Here is a 9,509-nt window from a genome sequence, read left to right as displayed (position 1 = left end):
TCCATGGTGATAAAAATCATCATAAACCAGACATTTTTATTGGTGAGAATATAGACACTTTAAATGGGTTCTAACATGTGAGATTCGTATAACGTGCATTATGTTAATTTTAGAAGAACTATAAAGTGTCTACAAAATTGGTGGCTATTCAGACCTTAAATCAGCATCAATATTAAGTAAGGACCAACAAATACCATTAATATTCCAGATAAGATCATGCATAAACATGCTGCTACTCCTTCATCTGTATGACGCAAAAAAGCTTTTACCGTTCCGAAACCATGACCTGCATTCCCTAGTGCTGCACCTTGTGCAACATTATTTTTTAAGTTAATTAGTCCAAAAACTAAATTAGCTAGTAAAACTGCCGCAATTCCAGTCAGCATAGTAAATAAAATAGATAACTCAATTGAGCCATTAATTTGATTTGCGAGTTCCATTGCAAATGGAGTTGAAATAGAACGGGTCATTAAACTAAGTGTGAGTGTTTTATCTAAAGAAAAATACTGAGCTAAGGCGTAAGAACTCAATACTCCACTTAACATACCAAATACAATCCCTAAGCTGATAGAAATAAAATGTTTAGTAAGAATATGTTTATATTCATAAATAGGGAGAGCAAAAGCTACAGTAGCTGGCCCGATCATCCAAACTAAACCTTGGTTAAATTGCATGTATTGCTGGTATTCAACCTGTAGTACGTACAATAATGTAATTAGGGTGAGTGGTACTGCGATACCTGGCGCTAATAACATATTAGGAAATTTATGGTAAATACGTAGGAAAACAATGTAGCCAAATACCGTAAGTAATAAAAAAATTATACTTAACATTTAGTTTTTTCCTTAGTAAATCGCCCCTCAAGTCTCGCCCCCCAATAAACACTATATACAGTGCTAATAAGGACACAAATAGTACTAAAAACTACAGTAACAATTACCTGAAATCCATAGGAAATAAATAGTTCTTTAAATTGAATCAATCCAACTACACAAGGGATAAAAAATAGTACTAAGTGCTGAATTAAAAACTTACCGGCAACGTCAACTGACTGTAGCCTTAGAAAACCGGTCAATAAGAAAATTAGCAATAATATTAAACCTATAATATCACCGCTAATTTTAAGATGAAAAAGATGTTGTACCCCTAACCCTAATACCCAAAAAATCATTATCAAGGAAAATTGTAAAAAGAATCGTGTGAGTTTCCACATAGCTAAGTCTTTACCAAATAAACATAATTGTATTCTTTTTAATATTTTCCTATTATGAATAATTCTATAAACATTATTCATAATAGGAATATTTTTATTTTGGAACTGAAGCTTCTTAGGATTTTTGTACAAGTAGTTAAATCGGGTAGTTTTTCAGCTGCCGCTGAACAACTATGCTATACACAACCAACGATAAGTAAATCTATACAACAGTTAGAACAACAAGTTGGTGAAAAATTATTCATCACTGGGTGTAGGAAACGTTACGTTGAACTGACCTTTATAGGGGAGTATGTTTATAAACATGCCCTATCTATATTACAGCAACATGAGGATATGCTAGACAGTATTCAGAATATAAGATCTCTAAAAGCAGGAGAGTTGAGTCTAGGTTTGCCTCCATTGGGTGCAATTTTAATACATCGTTTGATTGCTCGATATCATAGAAATTATCCTGAAATTAAGCTAAATTTTTTGGAGGTAGGCTCGTTAAAAATAGAAGAAGCCTTAGTAAATAAAAAAATTGATGTAGGAATAGTTTTAGGAAATCCCCATAGTGATCTGTACTCAATAAAAATATTAAATTCCCCTTTATGCTTATTAACAAAACAAGATTCAAACTTAACGAAATACGAGAAAATTAATTTTCACGACTTAAAAAATGAGAATTTTATATTTTATACAGATGATTTCAGTTTAACCCCTATCATATTAAGTGAAGCTCAAAAAGCGGGATTTGAACCTAATATTGTCTGTAAAAGTAGCCAATGGGATTTTATAGTAAAAATGGTAGATGCAAATATGGGGATAGCTATTCTTCCAGAAATTTATTGTAAAAAATTTAATAACTTAAAAAAAATATACTTCAATAGTGACGATATGACTTGGCAATTACATATGGCTTGGCATAAAGGATTAGAGACCTCTCATGCAACACAGGCTTGGTTAGATTTAGTAAACAAATATAGTCATGAAATAAGTTTTTAAAATTAACTTACATTTAACATAAAATCTCTTATACGAAATTCATCAGGCTAAGGCCACTATACAAGGTCACACACCTTACACTTTTTTAGATTGGCTACTTGAATACAGCTCTGAAGGGACAGCTGGCTAACGCCCCTATACAAGGGGACACACTTTACACTTTTTTAAAACTTGATCGCGGATCTGACTTTAGAAATGAATAGATCAATGGAATTTTGGTTCTTGGAAAAATCCAGCAGCAGCCCATTTACTTTAGATCGGATCTCTTTCGGATCAGTCAGTTCTCCATTCATTAAGTTTTTCAGTAGTCCACCCACTTTATTCATATCTGATTTTAGGCTGCGAATTTCCTGGATTGTTTTTATATCAGTCAGACTTTTAGGTTGATAACCCAATCCTAGATCACGCAAATATTGAGAAGCTGATAAATTTCCTTGAGCAGCATTTTCTTCAATTTGCTTTTTCTCAGCTTCTGTTACCACAACTTGAATTACTTTTTGGCGTATCCGTTTCGGCTTTTTCTGTTCAGTCATTTTTTCTATTTCCAGTACATTTTGGCTATGCCAAAAGCTCCGCAGGACAAGATGCCACGTTGAGCTGAAAGCGAATAAGTCGGGTAATTTATATAACCAAGGCTTGCCATGTTATATAACATTACACATCTTGCCTACTTTTCCCTTAACCACTTTCTCAAATATTCCTAAATTTTCTCGAATATTCTTAAAAACTGCTTATCCAAACAGGCTAAAAACCCAAAATCTTACTTATTCTCGAATATTCCTAAAAATTCCTGAATTTTCCTAAATATTCTCATTTTTTCCTATTTTTTCCTAAAAAATCCTAGATAATCCTATTTATTAACAATCCATGATGAAGTAGGAGCAAATCATGGCTGTACGTCACCTAGCTAAAAGATACGTTCTTCAATCAAAAGAAAAGATCCTGGAAATGCATGAACAGGCATATACCCTTAAAGAAATTTTTGCAGAAATTCCCGAACTAAACCAAAACATTTCGTATCAGTCATTATCACGAGTTTGTCTACAGATGGATTTGTTCAATAAAAAGAAAAGTAAAGAAATAACGTCAAAAGAAGAAGTAGAAACACAGGAGATCACTTCAAATCCTGAACCAAAGAAAGAAATGACCAATGCGGAGAGAAATTTAGAAAAATTGACCAATAGAAAGCCCAAATTTTCTTATGATCCTCATACAAAGGGAAAAGATTTTTACTAACCCTATTTAAACATTGCTCTAGATCGCTCTCATTTGCGCTCTATGCTCAAATTCACAATGAAAGATACAGAACGAGTGTCTACGAGTGAAATCGCTGAAATTCGCGCTTAGACCCTCTGAAAAACAATCTTTTAGATATTGGAATCTAAAAACTTTTTAATTACATATAAAAATTCGATCCTAGATCGAGCGTAGCGAGCAAAAAAGCTCTATGAGCGAAGCGAATCCATTTGTTCTTATTGTTTTGATTTTGCTTTTACCAGTATTTAAATCACTTCCAGGATTGAGCCAAAAATTGCCCCAACGAATCGAGCGAAAGCGAGATTCAATAGAGTTTGAGCGTAGCGAAAACCAAGGGCAATTTTTCCTTCCTTGGGCTTTTAATTATTTTAAAGTTTTTAAATGCTTTTAGATGGCTTGAAAGCCTTATGAATAAAGGGTTTTAGCTCTTATATGTCCACGTTTACCTTGCAATATGTCCACGTTTACCTTGCAATATGTCCACGTTTACCTTGCAATATGTCTACGTTTACCTTGCATTAGTACACAAATAATATTAACGTGTACTTATACACAATAAAAAAATAGTGGCTATGAGAGATTTAGTTGTAAAAGACAATGCCTTAATCAACGCAAGCTATAACTTAGACTTAGTAGAACAACGTTTAATTTTATTGGCTATTGTTGAAGCAAGGGAAAGTGGGAAAGGGATTAATGCAAATGATCCATTAGAAGTTCATGCAGATAGTTATATCAATCAATTTGGTGTGCACCGTAATACAGCTTATCAAGCCTTAAAAGATGCTTGTAAGGATTTATTCGCGCGTCAATTTAGCTATCAAGAGAAAAAAGCTAATGGGAATATCCGAAATGTTATGAGTCGTTGGGTATCTCAAATTGCTTATAACGACAATGAAGCAACTGTAGACTTAATATTTGCACCTGCTGTTGTTCCCTTCATAACCAGACTGGAAGAACAATTTACTAAATATGAATTACAGCAAGTTAGTAGTCTTAGTAGCGCTTATGCCATTCGCTTATATGAGCTTCTAATTCAGTGGCGAAGCGCTGGTAAAACCCCAACCATAGAACTACAAGAATTTAGAAAGAAATTAGGCGTTCTTGATAATGAATATTTACGGATGGCTCATTTAAAAGAGCGTGTTTTAGAGCTTTCAATTAAACAAATAAATGAGCATACGGATATAACTGTAAAATATGAACAGCATAAAAGAGGACGTTCTATTTCAGGATTTTCTTTTACCTTTAAACAGAAGAAGAAGGATAGCCCATCAATAGAAAGAGATCCGAATACTTTGGAGCTTTTTTCAAAGATGACCGATGCTCAACGGCATACGTTTGCAAATAAACTTTCAGAACTCCCTGAAATGGGTCGCTATTCACAAGGAACTGAAAGCTATCCTCAATTTGCTGTTCGTATTGCTGAGATGCTACAAGACTCTGAAAAAATCAAAGAACTAGCCCCATACCTAAAAAAAGTGGGATACATGCCATCAAATAAAAAGGACACAGTAAATGGCTAAGTTATCGCTAAGTGAAGTATCTAAAAAATTTCATATTGATAGGTCAACCATTTACAGAGCTGTACGTAATGGGCGTTTATCACGCTCTAGTGATGGTCAATTTGACCTTTCGGAAGTGATTAGATGCTTTGGGGAGCCTGAGCAAACATCTCAACAAATTGAATCTTCTACATCAGATAGCGATGAATCTACAAAAAAACTCATTATTCATTTAGAAAATGAAGTTAAAAAATACCAAGAACGTGAAGAGCGTTTAATGCAGCAAATCGACCGTATGCAGACGCTTATTGAGTTAAAAACTGTTGCACCCGCCACGGCAGCGCCACAACAAGATGCTACGGCATGCGACACCGATATGCCACAGCATGCGACAACACAACAAGACAATGATAATAAAAAGAATAATGAATTAAATATTGTAGAAAATGTGGCAGTGCCACAACAAGAAACTACAGCATACCACACCCAAACGCTACAGCATGCCACGTTGCAAAATGTGGCAGTGCCACAACCTAAAAAACGTGGCTTATTTGGCCGTGTGCTGAATGCTGTCTTTGATAATGACTAAGGGAGAGAGATCATGCCGAAACTGAAAGACATTGCCCTAGGAATTATTGTGGCCCCGCTGCTGATCCCGATCATGCTGATTGCATCGTACCAAGATAAAAAGGCACTTAAAAAAGAGCTGAATGAACGCCAAAAAGAAAAAGACCAAGCTTCCTGATTATTCACCTGGGCTTATCAAAGCCGTGGAACTTTGCTCAATAAGTAAGCGTGGAACATGAATAATCAATAAAAAGCCGTTCTGGTGCCCTAATGTCCAGAACGGCTTACTTTAATATAATGATATTTAAAGAGAAATTTCAAGCATTTCGTATAAGGTGTATTATGTTAATTTTAGAAATAATACAAATTAATTTTCTACTTCTCCTTTCATACTCATATCAACCCAAAGTGGTAAAGGAAATGAAGAATTAATTGGATATCCATCCCTGCTCGCATATCCAGAGGTTGGGTAGAAAGCCAGATTTCATCGATACGGATCATGTTGCAAGTGCCTTGAGTAATTCTGCTAAAGCAGATATTTCTGATACTTGCCATTTCAAGCCAATTTCTGCTCTTGAGTGGGGTAAAGTAATTTGAACCGTTAACATGTCAGTAGGAGTAGGATCTAATGGTGCAGAGCAAGATAAGGGAATAAATGCAGGTTTATTTGGTAGTGATGAGCGATCATTTCCTTGCTTACCATCAATTAAGCGAATCCATTTGGATACAAGATTTGTATTCAATCCATGTTGCAAAGCGACTGAAGCAATTGAAACGTCCGGTGCTTTACAAGCCTGAACGATTTGCTGTTTAAATTCAGCACTGTATGTTCTTCGTTTTTTCGCAAGAGATGTAATGGATGTCTGGTTATTTGTAGTCATAAATTTAAGTCCCCACTTGTTTTTAAGTGGGGACTAAATTAAGGCTTATAGGATGAATTCATAAGGTGTGTTCAGCGGACGCTTACCGTTTTATGAGGGTGGTGCCCACTAAAAGGCTGGCTTGATAACAAGCCAGCTTTTTAGTGTTTCGTACAAGGTAGAGGTTTCTAAATTACCCTTAAGCCAAAATTAGATTTCTAAAATTTAGACGACTATCTTGGCTAATTTCGGTTACTTCTGATCAGGAAGAGCAAACGCAATAATATAGTCACCTACATCTTTTGAGTGGCTCGCACCCCCTGCAGAAATAACTACATATTGCTTACCTGTTTTTGGTGATTTGTAAATTAGAGGTGCTGCAACAGCTGCAACGGGTAATTTAGCTTTCCATACTTCTTTACCAGTTTTGGAATCTAAAGCACGTAAATAATAATCTTGCGTACCTGCAAAGAATACCAAGCCAGAAGCTGTTGAAGTAGGACCACCTAGTGTTGGCATTCCTAATGGCATTGGGAGATGTGATTTAATACCTAATGGGCCAAGCTGTTCAGCTGTTCCCATTGGTACTTGCCATACCAACTTTTTGGTTTTTAAATCAATCGCAGACATCGTACCGAAAGGTGGTCGATTACAAGGTACCCCTAATGCTGATTGCATAATATCAATTTTTACTCCAGCGTACGGGCCTGCAAATTGTGGGCGTACTGTTCCCATAAATCCAGGAACTTCATCGGTAGATATTTTGTATTTCCCCATATCTTCTTTACGAACTAAAGACATCCGCAAAGGCATACGCATATCATTGACGAACATTAAACCTGTTGATTCATCAATTGAAATACCCCCCCAATTCATTCCGCCTAATAAACTTGGCCATTCAATATATGGTTTCTCACTAGGTGGTGTATATAACCCTTGATAAACCGAATCTTTAAACTGAATACGGCAATTGAGTTGATCAAAAGTTGAAATACCCCACATATCTTTTTCACGTAAAGTGTCATTACCAATTTGTGGCATACCTACAGAATATGGCTGAGTCGGAGATAGTTTTTCTCCTTCTGCTTGACCGGTAGTCGGTACGGGCTTTTCAATAACTTTAGTAACAGGTCGGCCTGTACGTCGATCTAATACAAAAATTTGTCCCATTTTTGTTGTTTGAATAAGGGCAGGAATTTGTTCTCCCTTATCATTGGTGACGTTGTAAAGAACTGGTTGAGAAGGTAAATCGTAGTCCCAAACGTCGTGATGAACAATTTGATATGACCATTTAGTCTTACCAGTCGTTGCATCTACAGCAACTACTGCTGAGCCAAATTTTTCTTTTGCTGCATTACGATCACCGCCCCAGTAATCAGGGGGGCCATTTCCAGTAGGTAGATATACTAGATTTAAATCTTTGTCGTAAGTTGGAATTGTCCACATATTTGGGGTTTCAAGAGTAAAGCCGTTTTTAGGTTGTCCAGATAATTCTGGATTACCTACATCCCAAGCCCAGGCTAGTTTACCAGTACGTACATCATAAGCACGAACTACGCCAGAAGGTTCACCATGAGTAATGTCTCGAACCCAACCGCCTAAGATGGCAACATGCCCTGCGATTAATGGGGTAGAGGTTGGATGGTAGCGTTTACTTTTTTCAGTAGGACCCATGTCATTTAACAGGTCAACTTGGCCATTTACTCCAAATTGAGGACATAAAGCACCAGTTTTTGCATTCAATGCAATTAAACGACCATCAACTGTAGATGTTAAAATTCGTTGTGGACAGGCTTGAATACTAGGAGTTTGTAAATCTGCTTTTGAAAGCGTTTTATCATGAGTCGCATCATAGTAACCAACACCACGACAGGTAATGTGTTCAGCTGTTTTTGCTTTTGGATCATATTTCCAAAGTGCTTTACCGCTATCACCATCAATCGCAGTAATAATATTAGTTGGAGTACATGAGTACAGTGTGCTACCAATTTGAATTGGAGTATTTTCATCGACTCCAATATTTTTTGGTCGGCCAGTATGGTAAGTCCATGCAACTTGTAAGTTTTTAACGTTATCAGGAGTAATGTCAGTATAAGGGGCAAAGCGGGTACCACTACCACTACGACCAAAATATTCCCAATTATCAGGATTTTCTGCTGTAGGTTTAGTTAAATTACGATCTTGAGCAATATTAACTTGATTTAGAGTTTTTCCATGGGGAAAAAAAGCTGAGATTAAAGCTATAACACAAGCAATAAAGCCAACTAAACCAACACGATTAGCAAAAGTCACTTTTTCTGTTGAAAGTGTTATTAAACTACGGCTTGCCCATAAGCTTAGTACAAATAAAACCGTTGGAACAACTAGACGGGGAATATACTGCCAGAAGTCAAAAACTTGTACTTCGGAAATAGCCCATATAACTGTTGCGATGAAAGTTAAAATGGATAGCCATAAGCTGATTACTTTTCTAAATGTATATAAAATAGCAATCAGTAGATAGGCAATACCAGCGATAAGGTAATAACTTGAGCCACCTAAGCTAACAAGCTTTCCACCTTGGATAATTAAGAATAATGCGATTAACACATGTAGAAGTATTACGAAAAAGCGATAAACTTTTGATCCTGCCCTTTCAGAAGGTGCAGTGTATTCGGTACTCATATATTGTCTCTTTGATGTGGGCTGTAATTAGCTTAGGCATTGCTACAGGAGGATTATTTCCTATAGCCCTTATTTTACCTATTGAGTTCGCATCTAGTACTCAATTAGCAACACGGCTAAGTGGAATAACCCAGTCCTTTGGATACTTATTGGCTGGGATCATGCCATGGGTTGGTGGAATTATAATAGATAAATTTTGTTCTATGGTGGGTCTAACTTCTCTAACCATGCTCATGGCTTTAGGTTTAGGAATTACTTCATATCATATGAAATATATGTTCAGTCAATATTCTAATGTATGAATAAAAAACATCTTATATCCGACTTTAAAATTACTAAAACTAATTCCATTTAACATAATGGGCGTTATACGAAACGCATTTGTTAGAACCCATTTAAAGTGTCTATATTCTCACCAATAAAAATGTCTGGTTTATGATGATTTTTATCACCATGGAC

At 36.0% G+C, this 9,509-nt stretch carries 11 protein-coding genes; 6 read left to right on the top strand and 5 right to left on the bottom strand.

The features are described 5' to 3' along the window. Nucleotides 1-155: 155 nt before the first annotated feature. Nucleotides 156-833, bottom strand: coding sequence for an LrgB family protein (locus VXQ11_RS15445; RefSeq protein WP_416706425.1), 678 nt, complete (start codon nucleotides 831-833; stop codon nucleotides 156-158). Further along, a complete protein-coding gene (locus VXQ11_RS15440; RefSeq protein ID WP_416706424.1) occupies nucleotides 827-1,213 on the bottom strand; it encodes a CidA/LrgA family protein in 387 nt (128 codons plus the stop codon). The genes VXQ11_RS15445 and VXQ11_RS15440 overlap by 7 nt, the downstream gene beginning before the upstream one ends. A gap of 99 nt (nucleotides 1,214-1,312) precedes the next feature. Between VXQ11_RS15440 and VXQ11_RS15435 the strand changes: the two genes are divergently transcribed. Further along, on the top strand, nucleotides 1,313-2,200 hold the full coding sequence (locus VXQ11_RS15435; RefSeq protein ID WP_416706423.1) for a LysR family transcriptional regulator: 888 nt from the start codon (nucleotides 1,313-1,315) through the stop codon (nucleotides 2,198-2,200). 164 nt (nucleotides 2,201-2,364) lie between these two features. On the opposite strand, the gene VXQ11_RS15430 is transcribed toward VXQ11_RS15435, so the two are convergent. Continuing rightward, a complete protein-coding gene (locus VXQ11_RS15430) occupies nucleotides 2,365-2,733 on the bottom strand; it encodes a plasmid mobilization protein (RefSeq protein WP_005166870.1) in 369 nt (122 codons plus the stop codon). Nucleotides 2,734-3,088: 355 nt separating this feature from the next. On the opposite strand from VXQ11_RS15430, the gene VXQ11_RS15425 reads away from it, so the two are divergent. From VXQ11_RS15425 to VXQ11_RS15405, 5 genes are all read left to right on the top strand, one after another. After that, nucleotides 3,089-3,436, top strand: coding sequence for a hypothetical protein (locus VXQ11_RS15425; protein WP_416706422.1), 348 nt, complete (start codon nucleotides 3,089-3,091; stop codon nucleotides 3,434-3,436). Nucleotides 3,437-3,647: 211 nt separating this feature from the next. Further along, nucleotides 3,648-3,848: a hypothetical protein gene (locus VXQ11_RS15420; protein WP_416706421.1), complete on the top strand. Its 201-nt coding sequence runs from the start codon at nucleotides 3,648-3,650 to the stop codon at nucleotides 3,846-3,848. A gap of 181 nt (nucleotides 3,849-4,029) precedes the next feature. Further along, a complete protein-coding gene (gene repM, locus VXQ11_RS15415; RefSeq protein ID WP_416706420.1) occupies nucleotides 4,030-4,980 on the top strand; it encodes a replication initiation protein RepM in 951 nt (316 codons plus the stop codon). Beyond that, nucleotides 4,973-5,548, top strand: coding sequence for a plasmid replication DNA-binding protein (locus tag VXQ11_RS15410; RefSeq protein ID WP_180070779.1), 576 nt, complete (start codon nucleotides 4,973-4,975; stop codon nucleotides 5,546-5,548). Before repM ends, VXQ11_RS15410 begins: the two co-directional genes overlap by 8 nt. Before the next feature lie 12 nt (nucleotides 5,549-5,560). Further along, the gene (locus tag VXQ11_RS15405; protein ID WP_001125248.1) at nucleotides 5,561-5,704 is read left to right on the top strand and encodes a hypothetical protein; all 144 of its coding nucleotides are present in this window, start codon (nucleotides 5,561-5,563) and stop codon (nucleotides 5,702-5,704) included. A 319-nt stretch (nucleotides 5,705-6,023) separates the two neighbouring features. Here the strand turns inward: VXQ11_RS15405 and tnpA are convergent, their stop codons facing one another. Together tnpA and VXQ11_RS15395 are read right to left on the bottom strand one after the other, a co-directional pair. After that, nucleotides 6,024-6,407 (bottom strand): IS66-like element accessory protein TnpA, encoded by a 384-nt coding sequence (gene tnpA, locus VXQ11_RS15400; RefSeq protein WP_024439349.1) that lies wholly within the window; start codon nucleotides 6,405-6,407, stop codon nucleotides 6,024-6,026. A 231-nt stretch (nucleotides 6,408-6,638) separates the two neighbouring features. Beyond that, the gene (locus tag VXQ11_RS15395; RefSeq protein ID WP_032060263.1) at nucleotides 6,639-9,050 is read right to left on the bottom strand and encodes a membrane-bound PQQ-dependent dehydrogenase, glucose/quinate/shikimate family; all 2,412 of its coding nucleotides are present in this window, start codon (nucleotides 9,048-9,050) and stop codon (nucleotides 6,639-6,641) included. Nucleotides 9,051-9,509 lie beyond the last annotated feature (459 nt).

Source organism: Acinetobacter sp. 197 (assembly GCF_048148385.1).
Lineage (GTDB): Bacteria > Pseudomonadota > Gammaproteobacteria > Pseudomonadales > Moraxellaceae > Acinetobacter > Acinetobacter pecorum.
The sequence above is the reverse complement of the archived record's forward strand: the minus strand, read 5'-3'. Positions and strand labels throughout refer to the sequence as shown.

Bases quoted from the DNA above. Each gene is read 5' to 3' on its own strand.
- VXQ11_RS15440 (WP_416706424.1), bottom strand. From the start codon at position 1,213: ATGTGGAAACTCACACGATTCTTTTTACAATTTTCCTTGATAATGATT.
- VXQ11_RS15405 (WP_001125248.1), top strand. From the start codon at position 5,561: ATGCCGAAACTGAAAGACATTGCCCTAGGAATTATTGTGGCCCCGCTG.
- repM (WP_416706420.1), top strand. From the start codon at position 4,030: ATGAGAGATTTAGTTGTAAAAGACAATGCCTTAATCAACGCAAGCTAT.
- VXQ11_RS15445 (WP_416706425.1), bottom strand. From the start codon at position 833: ATGTTAAGTATAATTTTTTTATTACTTACGGTATTTGGCTACATTGTT.
- VXQ11_RS15430 (WP_005166870.1), bottom strand. From the start codon at position 2,733: ATGACTGAACAGAAAAAGCCGAAACGGATACGCCAAAAAGTAATTCAA.
- VXQ11_RS15420 (WP_416706421.1), top strand. From the start codon at position 3,648: ATGAGCGAAGCGAATCCATTTGTTCTTATTGTTTTGATTTTGCTTTTA.
- VXQ11_RS15395 (WP_032060263.1), bottom strand. From the start codon at position 9,050: ATGAGTACCGAATACACTGCACCTTCTGAAAGGGCAGGATCAAAAGTT.
- VXQ11_RS15425 (WP_416706422.1), top strand. From the start codon at position 3,089: ATGGCTGTACGTCACCTAGCTAAAAGATACGTTCTTCAATCAAAAGAA.
- tnpA (WP_024439349.1), bottom strand. From the start codon at position 6,407: ATGACTACAAATAACCAGACATCCATTACATCTCTTGCGAAAAAACGA.
- VXQ11_RS15410 (WP_180070779.1), top strand. From the start codon at position 4,973: ATGGCTAAGTTATCGCTAAGTGAAGTATCTAAAAAATTTCATATTGAT.